Here is an 18,799-nt window from a genome sequence, read left to right on the forward strand (position 1 = left end):
GGTAAGCGTTTACGTAATGCGTCTTGTTTTTTTGGACATCAGGAATCGGCTAAAATGGGCGAGCGACGCCCGAAAGCGGGGCCATTTACGTAAACGTTTACGTTTCTCATTCCAATTTGATCAGGGGGATTTAAGACGATGAAGAAAATAATAGCACCCGTATTGACTGGCCTGCTGGCAGTGTCCCTGCTTGGCGCCTGCGGCAATGGTTCCGGAAACGGCACGGGAGCGGCAGCGGGCCAAACCTCTGGCGGTTCCTCCGGCAAGAAGGTCGAAATCGAATTTTTCCAGAACAAAACGGAAGCCAAAGCGACGTTCGACAAGCTCATCGCCAAGTTTAACGAAGCCAATCCGGACATCAAGGTGACCCAAGTTAATCCGCCTGACGCCGAAACCGTGCTGAAAACCCGCGCGGCGAAAAAGGACATTCCGGACGTCGTAGGGCTCGGGGCCACCGACACGTTCAAGACGCTGGCCGCCGGCGGCATGTTCAAGGATTTCACGGACAATCCGCTCGTCCAGACGATTCAACCGGCCTATATTAAAATGCTGAACGACCTGACGGGCTCCGCGGAGCTGAACGGGCTTCCGTTCTCCGCCAACGCCAGCGGCGTGATTTACAATAAAGCGATCTTCAAGGAAGCCGGCGTCGAAGTGCCGAAAACCTGGGACGAATTCATCGCCGTGGCCGAGAAATTCAAAGCGGAAGGGAAAAACGCTTTTTATCTCACGTATAAAGATTCCTGGACCACGCTGGTGCCGTTCAACGCCCTTGAGCCAAGCATCGCCGGCACCGATATTTTCAAGCAGCGCCAGGAAGGTACGGTGAAGTTCGCGGATACGTTAAAAGAAGTGGCCGAGAAGCAGCTGAAGCTGCTCGATTACGGGCAGAAGGATATTTTCGGCAAAGGTTACAATGACGGCAACACCGCTTTCGCCAAAGGCGAATCCGCGATGTATCTGCAAGGGGTATGGGCGATACCGGAAATTCAGAAGGCCAACCCGTCGATCGAACTCGGCGTGTTCCCGCTCCCGGCGACCAATGATCCGGCGCAAAACAAAGTGATTTCCGGGGTGGACACGCTGCTGACGGTATCGAAAAATACGAAGCATCCCGAAGAAGCGATGAAATTCGTTCAATTTTTGCTGCAGCCCGATAATGTGAAGCAATATATCGACGAACAGAAGGCGTTCCCGGCGATCACCGGGGTTACGCAGGACGATCCGATCATGGACGGCTTCAAGGAAGCGTTCACGGCCGGGCAAATTTCCGACTTCGCGGACCATTACATTCCGGGGGCCATGAAGCTAGACTCTCTGATTCAGGGGTTCTTGCAAAAGAAGGATGCCGCTGCCTATTTGAATCAGCTGGACACGGAGTGGGATAAGGTCGCCGCCCGGAAGTAAAAAAGTGTTGCCATCGGGCAACGTGCGGCAGGGCCGCCCAGGCTAACTTGCGAATTGGATTGCGGACATGCGTTTCTACCTCCTATAATTAGGATGGAATCGTGCTAAGAACGGGACAAAAGCGTGGCAATTATGAGGTTACTGAAACTTTCATCCCGGAGAATTCGTTATATTAGCATCATTCGATCATAGACAAGGTAAGGGGAAAATCGACATGCCCACAGCATCTTTGCCCAGCCGGACCTCGGTTAAACGGGGGAAACGGGGCCAAAAACGCAAGAAAACGCCAAAAAGACGAAAACGCGGCTTTATCTATTTTTCCTCTTTAACGTTTCTGGTGATGTTATGGATCGGAATGGCGGCCATGATATGGCTGTTCTTTACGCCTTCCGGCAATAACGTCCGGTTCCTTATGGCCGATACCTTGATTACGACGCAGCACCGCCATTGGGCCAAATACATTATCGGGCAAGCGGAGCTGGACAAGCGGGTGGCCGCCTATCAGGCCCAGTTTGAGCAGATGGGCGAAGAGAAGGATACCCATACGATCGCAGCCCCGCAGCAGGAAGAAACCAAAGAAGAAAAACCGCTTGTCGAAATCGAAGAGGTTTCAGGCAGCGGCTATCACGGATACGTCTTGACCGTCAACGATCCGACGAAAATCCGGCTTGGCGTTCCGGCCAAACGCGGCAAAGGCGAGAAGGTCTCCAGCATGGTGCAGCGGACCGGAGCCGTCGCCGGCGTCAATGGCGGGGGATTTGCCGACCCGAATTGGAAAGGCAACGGCTTTAAGCCGATCGGGGTCGTGATTTCGCAAGGCAAGATTTATTACAACGGCCTCGGCTCCAAAACGTCCACCCAGGTGGTGGGGCTGGACAAGCAGGGGAAGATGATCGCCGGAAAATATACACTGAAAGAGTTGGAAGAGCTTGGGATTCAGGAAGCCGTCACGTTCCAGCCGCGGATCATCGTCAACGGCAAGGGACAGATCCGCAATCAAAAAGAAGGCTGGGGCATCGCACCGCGAACGGCGATGGGGCAAAGGGAAGACGGGGCGATACTGTTCGTCGTGATCGACGGGCGCCAGCCGGGCTACAGCATCGGTGCAAGCTTGTACGACGTGCAGCAGGTCATGCTGGAGCACGGCGCGGTCATCGCCGCCAATCTGGACGGCGGGTCGTCCACCGTGTTGGTGAAAGAAGGCGGGGAAATCGTCAACAAGCCGTCCTCGGAATACGGGGAACGGTATCTCCCTACCGCCTTTCTCGTCTTCGAGCACCCGGAACAGGCCGACATCCCCAATATTTGGGAAGGGCTGCGGCCGCAGGATATCGACCCGGGCAAAAAATAAAATCCGGCGTCTAGGCTGTCCAAGCAGACAAATCTGCTGTTGGGCGGCCTTTTTTTGTCTTAGAGAGAAGCCCCCCTCATAAAATAGCGGAACTTTATAGTCTTATTTTCCGGAATGAAGCGTGTTCATTGCACTTAGCGGAATCTTTTGGCCTTATTTTCCAATGAACAGTGAAAAAAGCAGCCATCTCCCTGCGGCTTGAGAAAACAGCGCCATTAAACTCCTCTATTTATCTAAAAATGGGTGATACCGTCGAAATAGCGACATTTTTTCCCTTTATGTTTTCGCTTGAGTTTTAAAACCGTCAGCTAATGCTTGTTCCAAAAGAAGCGCTGCCGGTATTTTCGCGGCGACAGGCCTTCCATTTTCGTGAAGCAGGCGGTGAAATAGGAGGCCGTGTTGAAGCCAACCTGCTCGGCGATCCGCTCCACGGTCAGGTCCGTTTGCAGCAGCAGCAGCTTGGACTGCTGGATGCGCAGGCGCAGCAAATATACGGCCGGCGGGCAGCCGAACACCTTTTGCATGCAGCGGGCGATATAGACGGGATGGAAGTTGATGCTTTCGCCCAGCTTTGTCGCGGAAAAGGGCTCGCGGTAATGCTTGCGCAGGTAGGAGGCGGCCGCATCCGCGCAAACCGATTGCGGGGACGGCGCGTCTCCGCCGGCGGAGGCGGAAAGCTGGACGATAACCTCCTGAAACAAGGCCTGCTGCCTGAGCCGGACGCCGCTTATATGGATGCTCCGGTTCATCTCCGTCAACTCGCCGATCGCGGCGGCCAGCTTTTGCGGTTGAGCGAGCTTCATGAACTGGGGGAGCGGAACCGTATAAGGCGCCACGGAGAAAGGGCGTAAAGCCGGCGGCCCCGGCGTTTCCTTGTCCGCATAGCTTCCCTGCTGCTGCCGGTATTCCTCCTCTTCGACGACGCGCCAATCGCCGAGAATTTGAAAATGCAGCCAATGATGCAGCGTCTCTTCCCGGCAGCCCTCCACGGCGTAATGATAGCAATCCGGACGGAGGATCAAGGCGTGGCCGGATTCGACTTCATAATCTCTGCCCTCCTCCCCGACGTACAGGCAGCCGGAAACGACGACGAGCAGGTCGAACGCGCCGATATTTTGCCGGCTGGGATGTTTGCCCCCCACCGGCAGCAGCGTAGAGCCGCTGACGATATAATGCGGCAGGGGAGGCGCGGTAAATTCGATGATCGGAGGCATAATACGCCAGCTCCTCTGAGGTTGGAATATTGAAAGTTTGAGTTGATTCGTTGATACATTAATTACAATATAGCATTTATAATGTGTTTCATGCTAACAAGACAGAAGTGAGCGCGATTATCCGCTCCCCGTACTACAGGAGGTTGTAATAATGAAGAAAATCAAGGGCGGCGAAAGAGACCGGTTCTCCCTTTGGCTGCTCGCCTGGCCGATTTTTATCGAGCTGTTTCTGCAAATTTTGCTCGGCACCGTCGATACGCTGATGGTCAGCCGGATTTCCGACAACGCGGTTGCCGTCGTCGGTTTCTCCAATCAGCTGTTTAACGCGCTTACGACGCTGTTTGCCACCATCGCCAGCGGCGCCGGCATCGTGATCGCGCAAAAAATAGGCTCCGGCCGGGAAGAGGACGCCCGGACCGTAGCGATTATCGCCTTTAAAGTAACGGCGTATATCGGCATCTTCCTCAGCGTGTTGCTGATCGCCGTGCCGAAACCGATCGCCCGGGCGCTGCAGCTTCCGGAAGAATTGCTGCCGATGGCGGAGGTGTACATTTCGATCGTGGGCGGCGGCATGATCCTGACCGCGATGATCTCCATGCTCGGAACGGCGATCCGCAATACCGGAAACACGAAAGGACCGATGTACACGGCGGTGGGGATGAACATCATCCATATCGCGATGAACTATTGCTTTATTTTCGGCGCCTTCGGTTTTCCGCAGTGGGGATTGACCGGGGTGGCCATCTCGACCGTGATCAGCCGGCTGATTGCAACGGTAGTCCTGCTGCTGATTTTCCTCGGCACCTTTCAGCGGCGCATCGGCTTTAAAGATTTGCCGGTTTTCGACCGCAAGCTGTTCAAGGAAATTTTAGTCATCGGTTGGCCGCTGGGCGTCAATTCGGCCAGCTGGGTATTTTCGCAGCTTGCGATCTTCTCGTTCCTCGCTATCCTCGGTTCCACCGAGCTCGCGGCAAGGACGTATATGAACACGCTGGAATCGTTTTGCTTCATGCTCGGCTTCTCTCTGGCGATGGCGGCGCAAATCCAGATTGCCCACCTGTACGGCGCAGGCAAAACAAAGGAGGCTTACCGGGCGGTCTACCGCGTGCTGGCCTTCGGACTTCCGCTGGTGATCGTCAACGCTTTTATTCTCGTATTGATCGGCCCGGCGCTGATGGGCGTGTTTACGAAAGATCCGGAGATTTTGGCGCTTTGCGTTTCGCTGCTGTGGCTGAATTTGTTGCTCCAGCCGGGCAAAATGGTCAACATGGCGATCGGCAACTCGCTGAACGCGGTCGGGGATACGAAATATACGATGGTCATCTCCCTGATTTTCATGTGGCTGATCGCCACCGGCTGCTCCTATTGGTTTGGCGTTTCCATGGGCTGGGGCATCATCGCGATCTATCTTAGCATGATCACCGATGAATACGTGCGCGGCATCCTCTCGTACTTCCGCTGGCGGGGCCGCAAATATTTGCGGATGAAGGAAGCCGACCTGAGCCGGGAAGAGCAGCCGCCGGGAGGCGCCCCGCTGGACGGCGTGGCGAGCCCGGCATTGTGAAGCGGCGCTGGTGTCCGTTAGAATCCGCAGCTTCGCGAAGATATAGCGCCAAGCCGAGCCCCAAACCCGGGCGAAACAAAAAAGCTGCCCCAGCCTGGAGCGGCGGTCTCCTGTTTTACAACAGAGGCAGCTCGCCTAGCGCCATGGGGCAGCTTTCTTTTTATAAGTTATTGCTTCTCTTCCTTAACACGGTCCGGGAGCTGCTGGACGTAGCTGTCGGAGAGGCGGAGCAGCTCCAGCGCCCGGTTGTATTCGTCTTCCGTCGTCAAAGCTTGGCTTACGCCGTCTTTGGCCAGCGGGTATTGGGTCCCGTCGTTGTACCAAACCCCCGGCATAAACAACGCCTTGTTGTTGAGGAACGAACCGGAAGGCAGGTAGTAACGCTGCGGCAGCAGATTGTATTCCGTTTGATTCAGGATGTCCTCGCCGAAATGAATGTGATCGTGGAGCGAAACCCCCAACAGGTTGGCGACCGTCGGCAAAATATCAACCTGGCCGCCGACGTTCTCCATCTCCTTCGGAGATTGGCCGGGGACGGAAATGATCAGCGGGATGTTGATCATGTCGATATAGCTGTATTCCCGGCCATAGATTTCCTGCATCAGCTCCAGGCCGTGTTTGTCCAGGGAATACATCGGCAGGCCGAGGTGGTCGCCGTAAATGACGACAACGCTGTTATCCCAAATGCCTTTTTGCTTCAGATCGTCGATAAACTGGCCGAGGGCGTAATCGGCGTAGCTTTGCGCCCGCAAATAGTCGCCGACCATATTGTCCTGATATCGTTCCGGCAGCTGGATTTTGTCCTTTTCATGCGGCGTCGTAAACGGATGGTGCGCCGTCATCGAAATGACTTGAGCGTAGAATGGCTTGCCGCCCAGCTGCATTTTATCCAGCTCATCCGCGGTTTTCTTGTACAGCACTTCGTCGGAAGGGCCGAAGAAAACCGTATCCTCCGTGCCGAAAAACTTCTGGTCGTAGTAACGGTCCCAGCCTAGAGCGGCGTATAGTTCCCCGCGGTTCCAGAAATCGACCGCATTGGTGTGGAAGGTAGCGGTGTCGTACCCCTGCGACTTCATCAATTTCGGCAGGCTGGGCAGCTCCTTGTCCGGATAGTTTTGCGTGGCCGCCTCATTATAGGGAATGTAGAACGAGGTGTTCACGACGAATTCGGCGTCCGAGGTGTTGCCTTGTCCGACCATTTGATAAAAATGCTTGAAATAGGTATTGTCCTTCACGAGCCGGTTCATGACCGGCGTCACTTCCTGGCCGTCGACTTTCAGGTTGATCAGGAAGTTTTGGAACGATTCCAGCTGGATGATGATCAGGTTTTTGCCTTTGGCCGCGCCGAAATATTTCGGGTGGGCCGGCTGCGCAATCCCTTTAAGCTGGTCGATTTTGGTTTGGTTAATCTGTTTGCTGTCGACGAGATCTTCTTTTTTGCCGGAAAAAATCGTGTACGCTTCGTAGTTCAGGATGCCCATTTTCTCCGCTTGCTTAATTTCGTTCATGCTGGCGCGGTTAGGCCATACGTTGAAGATACACAGGAGGACCGAAGCAGCAAAAATACCCGCGATTACGCCGGTGCTGGTCTTTTTTAAATTGAAAAAGCTTTTGAGCTGCTCGGCTCTTTTTTTGCGCAGCAGCCAGTAGCTGATGATGACGATATCGAGAAAAATCAGCAGATAGTACGGCGCCAGCAAGGAAAATACGCTGTGTTTGACCGCGGTAACCTGATTGACCTGCTCCAGGGCATGGTAATTAACAATGACCCCGTAATATTTATGATACATAACTGCGGCGAAAAATATGGCGGTGACGATGAAGTTGACGGTCAGATAGAGGCCGATTTTACGCTTGGAAGAAAACCATTCGATCAGGCAAAACAGCGCCCAAATGAAAGGAATTTCCCTCAGCAGAGGCCCCCAGGCGGGAACTTCGTCAAAGATGGTGATCCAAACGACGTAAATTTTCAATATCATGATGACGGAGAAAAAGACAAACGGCTTAATGTTGGCCAGCCGGATGCGATTGAATTGTAACACGACGTTTCCTTCCTTTCCGCTTTGTTACGTAGTTCGCTATTTAATACTGGCTTTACATTTTTACACCCCTAATATAATACATGAATTAGGAGAAAGAATAAAATAATTCAATTCACTCATTTAACAAGATACCCCAAACATGGCTTCGTTAACATCGCGTTAGTTCTCATTATTGACTTGTTACGGCGGTTTTTGCTAAATTAGAGGTATCCTTCTGACGGGAGAGATTTTAATGTCGGTGAATGTTCTTAACTAATCAATTTCATATGGACCGAAAGCAGGTTTTCAGGGACGCATTCAGGGCGACTTCGCGGCCGTTTGAGCTTAGGAGCATACGTCTGTTTGAACGTACTCTTGTTTCGGTCTGTTGAATTTAGTTAAGAACACACGCGGAACATCATGCAAGCGCCTTTGGCCGCTGCCTGCTTATGGAATGTAAAGCCGTGCTGTATTCAGCGCGGCTTTTTTGCATTTTGCGGGAACGCAGGCATATAGCGGAAGAGGTGTGGGCAAAGGATGGCATTCGTGCTGTCCTTTGCCTTTTTTTGTGCTCTCGGATAGAAGGATGAACCGAAAATGAGGAGGTTTTGGACATGGAAAAATTTTCGCTGCACATGCTGGAATACGAAAGCATCAAACAGGAGCTGATGAGCTACGCCGTATCGTACGAAGGGCGAAACCGGATCGCGGAGCTGACGCCGCTGGAGGAGAAACGGCTGATCGAACGGGCGATCGCGGAAACGGCGGAGGCGCTTGCGCTATATGGAAAAGGGGCCAGCGTTCCGCTCCCTTCGCTGGATGGAATCGAGCTGGTAGCCTCGCTGCTGGGCACCGGCTACCTGTTCACCGAGCAGGACTTAACGGCGGTGCAAACCTTTCTTCACAGCTGCGGCCAACTGAAGAAGTATATGGCCTCCAAAGGCGAGCTGGCCTGGCAAATCGGTGTTTACGCGCACGATCTGCGGGATTTGCCCGCGCTGCAGCAGGAAATTTTGCGCTGCATCCGGCACGGGGTGATCACGAATGAAGCGAGCCGGGAGCTGGAGAAAGTCCGCAAACGGATCGCGGTCGTGAAAGAGCGGATTCAGAAGAAGCTTCAGTCCGTGATGGCCCGCCATGCCGCGATTTTGCAGGAAAACATCGTCAGCGTGCGCGGCGGCAGGTACGTCATCCCGGTCAGGAAGGATTACTACAAGCAGGTGAACGGCCGTATGCTGGACCAGTCCACCAGCGGGCAAACGGTGTTTATCGAGCCCCAGGAGGTGTCGGCGCTGCAAAGCGAGCTGGAATTGCTGCAGGGAGAAGAGGCGCGGGAGGAAGCCAAGGTGCTCGGCTACCTGGCGGAGCTGGTCGAGCGGGAAGCCGAGGCGATATACCGGAATATTGAAATTACGGGGACGTACGATTTCATCTTCGCCAAAGCGAAATATGCGGCGGCGATCGGCGGCAGGGCGGTGGAGATCTGCGAGGACGGTTACACCGTGATTCGCGAGGCCAAGCATCCGAAGCTGCTGCAGGCGATGGTTCCGCTGGACGTGGAGATCGGCCGGTCATACCGGACGCTGATTATCACCGGACCGAATACGGGCGGCAAAACCGTCGTGTTGAAGACGTTCGGACTGCTGGCCCTGATGGTCCAGTCCGGGCTGCTCGTGCCGGTGGCCCCCGGCAGCCGGTTCGCGGTGTACCGCGGCATTATGGCCGTGATCGGCGACGGGCAAAACCTGGAGCAGTCGCTCAGCACCTTTTCCGCGCAAATCAGCGCGCTTGTTACAATGCTGCGCGAAGCCGGGCCGTCCACGCTGCTGCTCATCGACGAACTGGCGGCGGGAACCGACCCCGGCGAAGGCATCGCCCTGTCGATCGCCATCCTTGAGGAGTTCGCCCGCAAAGGGGCGACGGTGCTGGTGACGACGCATTTTAACGAGCTGAAGACGTTTGCCTCCCGGGCGCAAGGCTTCCAGAACGCGCGCATGGAATTCGACGCCGAGACGCTGCGTCCGCTGTACCGGTTGACGATCGGCCAGGCCGGCCGCAGCTACGCGCTGGAGATCGCGAGCCGGCTGGGGATCGCCCCGGGCATCGTGGAGCGGTCGCAGCATATCGTCAGCCGCCAGGCAGCCGAAGGGACCGGAGGCTCGGTGCTATGGGACGACATTTTGCCGGAGCCTGTGCCGCCACCGGAGCAGGAGCTGGCGCATGGGATGGAGCAAGGCTCGGCGACGTGGTCGATGCAGACGCCGGCGCAGGAACTTGCGCTGGACCTGGCGCAGAGGCCGGTACGCCCCGTGTCACCACCGGAGCCGCCGCAGCCTATGCGGGCCGATGCTGTGAAAGCGGCGGGGCCTAGAGGGGCTGCGGCCGGCGCGGAACCCGGGCCTGCCTCAGTTGGGCATGCTTTAGCTGGGCCTGCCTCACCGGGGGATGCCTCACCCGGGCAAGCTGCCTCCGAGCCAGGACCGGAACAAGCCGGGCCGGACAAGAGCGGGCTGCAGGGCCAGCCGGAACTTGCCTCTTCTGACCCGGAGCAGCCGGCGAAAAAGAAACCCCAGGCCTTCGAGGTGGGCGATGCGGTGATAGTCACTTCGATCGGGAAGGTCGGTATCGTCAGCGCGCCGCAGGACAACCGGGGCATCGTCGAGGTGCTCGTGCAGAAGCAGCTGATCAAGGTCAACCATAAACGGCTCAAGCCCTACATCAAAAAAGAAGAACTGTATCCCGACGATTACGATTTCGATATTGTGTTCGACACCAAGGAAAACCGCAAAAAGCGGAAGCTGATGGGCAAACGGCACGTAGAAGGCTTGGAGATCGTCCGGAGACCGGGCGAGAACTAGGTTGAACTAAAAAGAAGCATCCCAGTCCGCCGTATAGCGGTGAGGATGCTTCTTCTGTTTCAGCAGGGAGTCCCTTTATTGCTCTAACGGGAGGAAGGGGTGCAGACCCGAATGGGATGCAGTAAAACTAGTTTATCACCGGTTGGACGGCGGGGGGCTGTGCGCCATGCAACCATATAGTGCAGCTTACCAACCACTAGAATGATCGCAAGAATGATTGCAAGAATGATCGTGAGAATGATCGTGAGAATGATCGCGCATCATACGCCGGAACTCCCCCCAACCTGATTGCCGCCCCGCCTCTGATTGGAAAAATCCAATAGATTAAAGGACATCGCGGGCAATTTCGAGCTCTCATTGGAAATATCCAACAGAATTCGCTCAAACCGCCCGTTTTGCCCCCTACTGAGTAAATCTATTGGAAATATCCAATCAAGCCGCTGTCTTCCAGCTCGATTCCCAGTTCTATTGGATATTTCCAATCAGATACATTGTGCCAGTGCCAGGCCGCATTGCCGCATTATTATGTTTTTAACCCCGGTTAACCCCAGCCGGAGCGGTGAGCTGCTCGGCCAGCGTGGCCACGAACTGCTCGAGGAAAGCCCGATCGGCCTCGTCGAAGCGCCGCTTGATCGGGCTGTCGATGTCGAGCACGCCAAACAGCTGCCCGTCCTTGACGATCGGCACGACGATTTCGCTGTTGGAAGCCGCGTCGCAGGCGATGTGCCCGGGGAATTCGTGCACGTCTTCGATCCGCAGCGTTTCCCGGCGCTGTGCACTGGTACCGCAGACTCCTTTGCCCAGCGGTATACGGATGCAGGCCGGCAGCCCTTGAAACGGTCCGAGCACCAGTTCCCGGCCATCATACAGATAAAACCCGACCCAGTTGATATCGTCCAAATAAAAATTCAGCAGCGCGGCGGCGTTGGCCAAATTCGCCACGTTGCTGCTCTCCTCATAAATCAAGCCCCGAAGCTGCGACAATACGGCGTTTTGCCGCTCTTCCCGGGAGCCCGAGTATTCGCTTGCGTGAAACATACGGGTATTCCCTCCTTGACTTCGCTTCCGGATCAAGCCCGGAAACGCGCTACGCGATAAAGCTATTATAAGCCAGCTCGCGTCCGAAGGGTAGGTGCGTTCATTTTACAAACTCCGACACGGTGTGCTATTTTTTATCAATTTTGCAAAATATGTTTTTTGGCATCATGAGGTAAAATAGGGGAAAGATCGTAGAAAAGGTGATTTTATGGCGACATCAATGTATAGGGAAACCCGACCAAAACATAAAAAAGTAAGCAACGAGCTCAAAGCGACGATCGAAAATCTGCGCTCTGAGCTGATGAACGCCGCGGTGGAGGACAACTTCAGCAGCGGCGCTATATTGGAGTTAAGCCAGCGTCTGGATCATTACATCGTGATGGCCCAAAATCAGATGCTGGGCAAATAAGCCGCCGTTACTGCTTCCGCCACCATTTCCGCGCCAAGAACTTCATGAATAAAGGAATGAACCTCCGCTTTGTAGCGTTTCGGATCAACGCCGTAGGCGTTGGCATGGACCGCGCCTTCGATTAACAGCAATCTTTTCGGTTCCGGTTTATGCCGGAACATTTCTTTGCTCATGTAGGTGGGAACGTAGTTATCATCCGTCCCGTGAATGAATAAAACGGGCAGGCGGCTTTTTTCCACCGCTTTGATCGGACTGACCTGATCGAGCCGGAAGCCTGCTTTGCGCTGCAAAAGCCTGTTCACCAAAGGCAGCAGCGGATACGCCGGCAGCTTGTTCAGCTTCGTGAATTGATGCCGCATCAACTCCGTCAAATCGGAGTAAGGGCAATCGGCAATGACGAACTTCACGTTCGGATGCGCGATGCTTAGATATTCCAGCACGGTTCCACCGCCAAGGGATTGGCCATGCAGACCGATTTCGGTTTGTTCCCCGTAATGTTCCAAAATCCAATTTACCCAGGTTTGCACGTCATATTTTTCATAATACCCGTAAGTCGTGTATTTGCCTTGGCTGCCGCCGTGACGCCGCTGATCGATCAGCAAAATGTTGAAGCCCGCGTCGCGAAACATGTCGATATATTGCGTTGAGGCGTGGAGCGAAACCGTATAACCGTGAACGATGATCATCCAGCGGCGGCTTTCCGGAAAAAATTCCAGCACATACCCGCTGAGCAGCAGGCCGTCCTGAGACGTGGCCTGCACTTGGCGTTTGTTCAGACGGTCAAACCGTTCCATGGAATAGACGCCCGTTTTCTCCAAATATTCATAGATGCGCTCTTTCGTCTGCAGTTTCATTTGGGTGATCTGACGAAGGGCGTAGCGCGGCAGGCCGCCGGAGATCAGCGCGGCCAGCAGCAGTATGGCGATGCCGAAAGTGTAGATCATCCGGGTGTTCCCTCCTTATTTTTGAGCTGATACCTATCCGTAAATGCTCTATCTGTAGACCATAGTATCACCGAAAAGACGGCAAGAAAATCATAGTCTGCAAAAATTGCCTTTTACCTTTGACGGGATCGCTTCGATATGATTAGCTATAATCATACCGGGGAGGGGGCGTTTGCCGAATCCTCCGGTTTTGTGTTTCAAGTAAAGAGAGGAGAATAGCATATGTACAAATGCGGCGGGAATATCCCTGTCCTGGAAAGCGAAAGGCTGAGGTTAAGGAGAATGGAGCGCGGCGACGCCGAGGTGATGTTCCGTTATTGGAGCGATCCGGAAGTGACCCGGTACATGAACGTATCAGCGTTTGCCTCCGTGGAGGAAGCCTGGGACATGATCAATTTGCTGAACGGATTGTCCGAAAGCGAGGATGCGATGCGTTTTGGCATCGAGCTGAAGGAAGAAGGGAAGCTGATCGGCAGCTGCGGATATAATGCTTGGGAACTGTCCGGGGCTTATCGCGGCGAGATCGGATATGATCTCGGACGGGAATACTGGGGGCGCGGATATATGTCGGAGGCGCTAAGGCTGCTATTGGCCTATGGCTACGACACGATGGGGCTCAACCGGATCGAAGCGCTTGTGGAGCCGGAAAACGCCGGATCGCTCAAGCTGTTGCTATCTTTTGGGTTTAAGGAGGAAGGGCTGCTGCGGGAATACCAGCAGACGGAAAAGGGGTTTGTCGACCTGCTGATGTACTCGTTGCTCAAAAAAGAGTACGTAAAAAGTATTTAACGGACGAGGTGATAGCTGTGAAAAAGCTGTGTTCGGCAGGCGTGCCGTTTCAGGGGCTGGACCCGCTGAGCAAGCTGGTCGCGCTGCTGTGCGTTGCGGCGCTGAGCATGCATTGGGACAAGGCAGCGCCGTTAAGCGTCATGCTGCTTTTTTTGGCAGGGGCCGCCAGGTTCGGGGCCGGGATGCCTTGGGGCAAGCTGGGAAGGCGAATGGGGTATATCGCCGGCTTCGGCGTTCCGTTGTTTGCCGTCACCGCCTTGGCCGCCCCTTCCTCCGGGGAGCAGATTTCCGCCGGATTCCTGTCAATCCCGTTAAACTCGGTCTCTGCGGCGGCGGCGGTATGCTTGCGGATGTTCTGCCTGTTTATGTCCTCGCTGATTTACATTGAAACGACGGACCCCAAACAATTCGTCGTTATGATGACGACCCGGCTCAAGCTGCCTTACCGCTTTGTGTTCGGCGTGTCGATGGCGTTGACGTTTTTGCCGCTGCTGGCCGAGGAGGGGCGGGTTGCCGCCGATGCGCGCAAAATCCGTTCCGCCAGAGCGCCCAGAGGGCTCACGGAACGTCTGGCGCAGCTTCGGGGACGGTTGCTGGCGGTGTTCGCCGGGGCGATCCGCCGGATCGAGCAGACTGCCGGGGCGATGGACGCCAAGGGCTTTGGAGCTTATCCGGAGCGGACGTTTTTGCGGGAGGCGGCTTTGTCCCGGGGCGGGGTGTGGCTGATGGCGGTCAGCGTGATCTGCGGCGCCGGATTATGGTTTATTTAGGTTAGGTCCGAAAAAAGGACTTGACGCGCCATGATTGTTAACCTAAATTTTAAATTATGGTTAACAATTGATTGCGAGAGGATGACGAAGCAGACATGAACGAATCGACGAAAAAAAACGCTTTTGCCAAATTTACCACGCTGGATATCGTGCTGATGGCTATGCTGGCGGCGGCGAACGCGGTGATGACCGTGTATTTGTCGCCGGTTAATCAAGCTTTGAACGGGCTGGGGGGACCTATCGCCACTTCGACGATTACCGGTTTGTACATGATTTACGGATTGCTGGCCTATTACATTATCCGCAAGCCGGGGACAGGGCTGATCACCTACGGGATCGGGGCGGTGGTGCAGTCGTTTATGGGCTCCGCCTACGGCATCGTTTCCTGTTTTGCCGCCGCGGCGTGTTATCTTGTGATTGCCGAGGGGATTTTTGCGCTGACGCGTTATAAAAATTGGGGCTGGCCGGTGATGCTGGTGACCGGAGGCGCGATGGTGCCGGTTTGGTTTTTCTTTGCCGCGCAGATGTTCGGCTATACGAAATGGGGAACCGGGGTGCTGTTGATTGCGCTCGTGGTCCGGACTTTGAGCGGAGTTGTTTTTTGCGGGCTGCTGACGAAACTGATCGGCGATGGGTTGGCGCGCAGCGGACTGCTGCGCCGGTTTGCGGCCGGCCAAGGGGCGAAAAGTCTGACATGACGGCCCCGGCCTTTGATTTGGAGCGGGTCGGCTACAGCTTTGAGGCGGGGGCAAAGCCGGCGCTGCAGGAGGTAACGCTCCGCGCGGAAGCCGGGGAATGGATTGCCGTAGCGGGAGCAAGCGGCAGCGGCAAATCGGTGCTGGCCCAGTTGCTGAGCGGGTATCTCCCGCGCTCCGGGGGCGGCGTGCGGACGGGCCGGCTGCTCGTCTTCGGCGCTGACCCCGCGGAGGCGGACATCGCCGCCGTAGCCCAGCGCATCGGGGTCGTGTTTCAGGACCCCGACGCACAGCTCGTGCAGGGCCGGGTCGAAGACGAGGTCGCCTTCGGCCCGGAAAACCTGCGCGTGCCCGCCGCCGGCATCGAGCGGCGGGTCGCGGAGGCGCTGGCGGCGGTGCAGCTGACGCCGCAGCGGATGGCGCGCGTGCACGCGCTGTCCGGCGGCCAGCGCCAACGCACCGCGATTGCAGCGGCGCTGGCGCTGGAGCCGCCGCTGCTCGTGTTTGACGAGCCGGCGGCCAGCCTGGACGCCGCCGCGAGGACGCGGCTGCTGGCGCTGCTGCGCCGCCTGCACCGCGAAGGCCGGACCGTCGTGACGCTGTCCGGCCGGATCGACGAGCTCGCGGCGGCGGCGGCGCGGCTCGTCGTGTTGGACGCCGGCACCGTCGTCATGGACGGTCCGGCGGGCGAGCTCATCCGCGGCGAACGCGCGCGGATGGAGGGTTTGGGGCTGCTGCCGCCAGGTGCAGCAGCAGCCCCGGGCGCGGGCGCGGCGGACCTTGTACCGCTGCTGGCGGCATCTAAAGCGGCCGGCCTGCCGCCCCCGCCGCTTGCCCCCGCCCCGCCGACTGCCCCCGCCGCGCCGCCCGTGCCCGCCGTGCCGCCCGTGCCCGCTGCGCCGTCCGTGCCTACCGCGTCGCCCGCCCCCGCCGACCCGCTGCTCGAGGTGCGGGGCCTGACCTTCGCCTACGCTCCAAAAAGCGCGCCGGTGCTCACAGGTATCGACCTGACGTTAGGCCCGGGCGAATGGCGGCTGCTCTGTGGCGAAAATGGCTCCGGCAAAACGACCTTGTCCCGGCTCCTCATGGGGCTGCTCCGTCCGCCCAAAGGCGCCGTCTTTTGGCAGGGCAAGGATGCGGCCAGACTGTCCCTGTACAAGCTCGCGGCGGACATCGGCTACGTCTTCCAGCAGCCGGAGCAGCAGTTCGTTGCCGCGACCGTGTGGGACGAGCTGCTGTATGGACCGCGCTGCCAGCTGCGCCTAAGGAAACGCGATCCGCTGCCGGAGGAGCTGCGCCAAAGGGCGCTCGAGCTGCTCGAAACGATCGGGCTTCGGGATAAGGCCGACGTTTCGCCGTATCTGCTGAGCGGAGGGGAGAAGCGTCTGCTCAGCATCGCAGCGTCGATGATCAGTCCCAAAAAACTGTATATCCTCGACGAGCCAACGGCCGGCATCGATTATAACGGCGTGCGTATGCTGATCGCTCTTTGCCGTCAGGCTCTGACCGGCGGCGCTTCGCTGATCGTAATCACCCATGAGCCAGGGCTTTTCGCCGGGAACCCGGTCCATCAGTGGTCGATGTGCGAAGGTAGATTGGAGGCAGCGGATTGAACCGTAACGGCATCAGGCAACTGCAGAAATGGTGTGATTCGAAGTTAACCGTGCTATTTTGACAAACCGCAACTTTTGGATTACTGTACCCTGTGACTTGATCCGAAAATCGGCACTTGACTAATGTGTTAATCTCGAAGGATCAAGCTATCCGGTAACATTTTCTGCGCTAACGGTTGCCATCGCGCTTATTCGAGCTACAAAGCAGAGGTTTCTTTTTTAACGGTTGTCATCGGGCTTATTTAGGCAAAACGCCCTATTTTTCCCGGAAAAACGGGAAATAAGCTCGCTGGCAACCGTTACATTTTATATCCGTTCGTTTTTGCCTAAATAGCTTCGCTCACAACCGTTAGATTTTTTCGTGCTCTTTTACGCTGTTGCACTTGCCTCACAGTTAAGGTCCATGTTTGTGTTGTGACACCGTTTTGGCTAAAACAGAAATAGATGCTTTACCCCCGGCTACTTTAACGACTACTTAACGCCCCCTAGCGACCATCTAGCGACCACCCAGCACAGCCTAGCGACTACTTAACGACCAGATCACATAACCTCCACCTAGCAACTACCTAACGACTACCTAACGACCACTTAACGACCACTTAACGACTACTTAACGACTACTTAACGACCAACTTAGCGACTTACCTAACAACCAACCTGCTATCCGATCGTCCTCTCTCAAAATAGCACTTTATGCACTAGCGTTGCATAAAACCTAACGCGAATAATCAAATATTAGTTAAATATGGGTAATTATGATCATTTTTCATGGAAAAAGCATAAAAAATCTCCTATTGTAAAGAGGTAGGTACGTTGTCCATAACTCTCTACAAAAGGAGACCAACCATGGATAACGTTAAAGCTAAAACGGTCATTCGTCAACTGATTTCCTTACTGCCCATCGATGTGCATCAACGTTTACTCTTCGACCATTACACCAAGAAACTTACCACGATGAAAGCGATCATGCTCTTCATCAATGCTCAGTTGAAACAATGGTCATCTTACGGTGAAATGGAAATTGCACTTCGTGCTGAGCCGAAACTTCAGCAGCTTCTACAGTTGGAGAGTATCAGCGGCTCGCAATTATCCCGAAAACTCGATCAGATCCCAACGGAGCTGTTGGAGTGGATGTTTCAGCATCTGGCATCACAAACACAGCAACGTGCTTGCCACCAGGGCCAGAGCGGGAAATTGCACATCATTGATTCTTCCAGCATTCGACTGCCGCTTCAACTTGGAAGTTGGGCCAAGATGTCAAATAAGAGTAGCGGCGTCAAGATGCATCTGCGCCTCGTTGTTACAGCTCCCGACAAGCTATTTCCTGATGCCATGATCCCCAGTTCGCTCAATGTAGGGGATCGTGCGGGGGCCGTTGAACTGGTCGTCCCCTCGGATGCGATTTATGTGATGGATCGCGGTTATGATGATTATGCCCGGATGGATCAATGGGTCCAGGACAACATCCAGTTTGTGATCCGTATGCGAGATCGCGCGCTTGCCACCGTCATTGAGGAGTATCCTGTTCCGGAAGGCTCGAACATCACGCGGGACGCCAAGGTTTGCGTGGGCAGTTCCTTCCGATCCATGGAACATTCCGTTCGTTTGGTGGAGTTTTATGACGAGCAGGAACGGACTTATCGTATTTTTACATCGGTATGGGATAAGACCGCTGAAGAAATCGCGCAGATCTACAAAAATCGCTGGCTCATCGAGTTGTATTTTAAATGGCTGAAGCAACATTTGCGATTGAAGAAGCTGCACAGTCATAAACCACAGGCTATTTGGAACCAATTATTCTTGGCTTTAATTACTGCCTTGCTCGTGGAGCACATCCGGCACAGCACCCAAACGGCAAAAACAAACTGGCAAGTGCTCCGGATTCTCCGCGAGTATTTGTACCGTTCATGGCGATCCTTTCGAACCGAACTGGATCGGAAACCCAGTCGAAGTAGTCCGGGGAGACGTCCGGGGTCAGGTCCCAAAGCGTTATCGGTGCGCACAATGGTTGGGATAATTAAGCCAAGCAAGTTCAAGGAATAATATCCATTATATACATTTAATGGGACATCGCGACCTACGCATTAGGTAACCTTGGCTTTTTGGTCTTAAGCTTAAAAAATGAC

At 55.3% G+C, this 18,799-nt stretch carries 14 protein-coding genes; 10 read left to right on the forward strand and 4 right to left on the reverse strand.

Annotated elements, in window-relative coordinates:
• The first annotated feature begins 138 nt into the window (after positions 1–138).
• Both NYE74_RS27590 and NYE74_RS27595 read left to right on the forward strand, forming a co-directional pair.
• The gene (locus tag NYE74_RS27590; protein WP_213511177.1) at positions 139–1,407 is read left to right on the forward strand and encodes an ABC transporter substrate-binding protein; all 1,269 of its coding nucleotides are present in this window, start codon (positions 139–141) and stop codon (positions 1,405–1,407) included.
• A gap of 214 nt (positions 1,408–1,621) precedes the next feature.
• Entirely contained in the window at positions 1,622–2,758 is a 1,137-nt protein-coding gene (locus NYE74_RS27595) for a phosphodiester glycosidase family protein (protein WP_036626273.1), read from the forward strand.
• Between the two features lie 308 nt (positions 2,759–3,066).
• Here NYE74_RS27595 and NYE74_RS27600 read toward each other — a convergent pair whose 3' ends face one another.
• Positions 3,067–3,972, reverse strand: a complete 906-nt coding sequence (locus NYE74_RS27600) for a helix-turn-helix transcriptional regulator (protein WP_036626272.1) — start codon at positions 3,970–3,972, stop codon at positions 3,067–3,069.
• 151 nt (positions 3,973–4,123) lie between these two features.
• Between NYE74_RS27600 and NYE74_RS27605 the strand changes: the two genes are divergently transcribed.
• Positions 4,124–5,536, forward strand: a complete 1,413-nt coding sequence (locus tag NYE74_RS27605) for an MATE family efflux transporter (protein ID WP_213511179.1) — start codon at positions 4,124–4,126, stop codon at positions 5,534–5,536.
• Between the two features lie 167 nt (positions 5,537–5,703).
• Here the strand turns inward: NYE74_RS27605 and NYE74_RS27610 are convergent, their stop codons facing one another.
• Complete coding sequence (locus NYE74_RS27610) at positions 5,704–7,578, reverse strand: LTA synthase family protein (protein WP_036626270.1); 1,875 nt, start codon at positions 7,576–7,578, stop codon at positions 5,704–5,706.
• Positions 7,579–8,171: 593 nt separating this feature from the next.
• Between NYE74_RS27610 and NYE74_RS27615 the strand changes: the two genes are divergently transcribed.
• Positions 8,172–10,415, forward strand: a complete 2,244-nt coding sequence (locus tag NYE74_RS27615) for an endonuclease MutS2 (RefSeq protein WP_341005349.1) — start codon at positions 8,172–8,174, stop codon at positions 10,413–10,415.
• 531 nt (positions 10,416–10,946) lie between these two features.
• Here the strand turns inward: NYE74_RS27615 and NYE74_RS27620 are convergent.
• Positions 10,947–11,453 carry a GAF domain-containing protein gene (locus NYE74_RS27620; protein WP_155621315.1) on the reverse strand — a complete coding sequence of 169 codons (507 nt, stop codon included), beginning with the start codon at positions 11,451–11,453 and terminating at the stop codon, positions 10,947–10,949.
• A 208-nt stretch (positions 11,454–11,661) separates the two neighbouring features.
• Between NYE74_RS27620 and NYE74_RS27625 the strand changes: the two genes are divergently transcribed.
• On the forward strand, positions 11,662–11,862 hold the full coding sequence (locus NYE74_RS27625) for an aspartyl-phosphate phosphatase Spo0E family protein (protein ID WP_051985710.1): 201 nt from the start codon (positions 11,662–11,664) through the stop codon (positions 11,860–11,862).
• Here NYE74_RS27625 and NYE74_RS27630 read toward each other — a convergent pair.
• Positions 11,844–12,806 (reverse strand): alpha/beta hydrolase, encoded by a 963-nt coding sequence (locus tag NYE74_RS27630; protein WP_341005350.1) that lies wholly within the window; start codon positions 12,804–12,806, stop codon positions 11,844–11,846. The genes NYE74_RS27625 and NYE74_RS27630 overlap by 19 nt on opposite strands.
• A gap of 222 nt (positions 12,807–13,028) precedes the next feature.
• On the opposite strand from NYE74_RS27630, the gene NYE74_RS27635 reads away from it, so the two are divergent.
• From NYE74_RS27635 to NYE74_RS27655, 5 genes are all read left to right on the forward strand, one after another.
• Complete coding sequence (locus tag NYE74_RS27635; protein ID WP_124333267.1) at positions 13,029–13,595, forward strand: GNAT family N-acetyltransferase; 567 nt, start codon at positions 13,029–13,031, stop codon at positions 13,593–13,595.
• Between the two features lie 17 nt (positions 13,596–13,612).
• Positions 13,613–14,365 (forward strand): energy-coupling factor transporter transmembrane component T family protein, encoded by a 753-nt coding sequence (locus tag NYE74_RS27640; protein WP_063836334.1) that lies wholly within the window; start codon positions 13,613–13,615, stop codon positions 14,363–14,365.
• Positions 14,366–14,460: 95 nt separating this feature from the next.
• Positions 14,461–15,063, forward strand: coding sequence for an ECF transporter S component (locus NYE74_RS27645; protein ID WP_213511183.1), 603 nt, complete (start codon positions 14,461–14,463; stop codon positions 15,061–15,063).
• Complete coding sequence (locus tag NYE74_RS27650) at positions 15,060–16,673, forward strand: ABC transporter ATP-binding protein (protein ID WP_341005351.1); 1,614 nt, start codon at positions 15,060–15,062, stop codon at positions 16,671–16,673. Before NYE74_RS27645 ends, NYE74_RS27650 begins: the two co-directional genes overlap by 4 nt.
• An 846-nt stretch (positions 16,674–17,519) precedes the next feature.
• Positions 17,520–18,716 (forward strand): IS4 family transposase, encoded by a 1,197-nt coding sequence (locus tag NYE74_RS27655; RefSeq protein ID WP_115311341.1) that lies wholly within the window; start codon positions 17,520–17,522, stop codon positions 18,714–18,716.
• Positions 18,717–18,799: the final 83 nt, after the last annotated feature.

The organism is Paenibacillus sp. FSL P4-0127 (assembly GCF_038007325.1).
Taxonomy (GTDB): domain Bacteria; phylum Bacillota; class Bacilli; order Paenibacillales; family Paenibacillaceae; genus Fontibacillus; species Fontibacillus macerans.

Excerpts from the sequence above, each read along its gene's own strand:
- NYE74_RS27650 (WP_341005351.1), top strand. The coding sequence starts at position 15,060 with ATGACGGCCCCGGCCTTTGATTTGGAGCGGGTCGGCTACAGCTTTGAG.
- NYE74_RS27590 (WP_213511177.1), top strand. The coding sequence starts at position 139 with ATGAAGAAAATAATAGCACCCGTATTGACTGGCCTGCTGGCAGTGTCC.
- NYE74_RS27630 (WP_341005350.1), bottom strand. The coding sequence starts at position 12,806 with ATGATCTACACTTTCGGCATCGCCATACTGCTGCTGGCCGCGCTGATC.
- NYE74_RS27600 (WP_036626272.1), bottom strand. The coding sequence starts at position 3,972 with ATGCCTCCGATCATCGAATTTACCGCGCCTCCCCTGCCGCATTATATC.
- NYE74_RS27605 (WP_213511179.1), top strand. The coding sequence starts at position 4,124 with ATGAAGAAAATCAAGGGCGGCGAAAGAGACCGGTTCTCCCTTTGGCTG.
- NYE74_RS27655 (WP_115311341.1), top strand. The coding sequence starts at position 17,520 with ATGGATAACGTTAAAGCTAAAACGGTCATTCGTCAACTGATTTCCTTA.
- NYE74_RS27595 (WP_036626273.1), top strand. The coding sequence starts at position 1,622 with ATGCCCACAGCATCTTTGCCCAGCCGGACCTCGGTTAAACGGGGGAAA.
- NYE74_RS27620 (WP_155621315.1), bottom strand. The coding sequence starts at position 11,453 with ATGTTTCACGCAAGCGAATACTCGGGCTCCCGGGAAGAGCGGCAAAAC.
- NYE74_RS27635 (WP_124333267.1), top strand. The coding sequence starts at position 13,029 with ATGTACAAATGCGGCGGGAATATCCCTGTCCTGGAAAGCGAAAGGCTG.
- NYE74_RS27615 (WP_341005349.1), top strand. The coding sequence starts at position 8,172 with ATGGAAAAATTTTCGCTGCACATGCTGGAATACGAAAGCATCAAACAG.
- NYE74_RS27625 (WP_051985710.1), top strand. The coding sequence starts at position 11,662 with ATGGCGACATCAATGTATAGGGAAACCCGACCAAAACATAAAAAAGTA.
- NYE74_RS27645 (WP_213511183.1), top strand. The coding sequence starts at position 14,461 with ATGAACGAATCGACGAAAAAAAACGCTTTTGCCAAATTTACCACGCTG.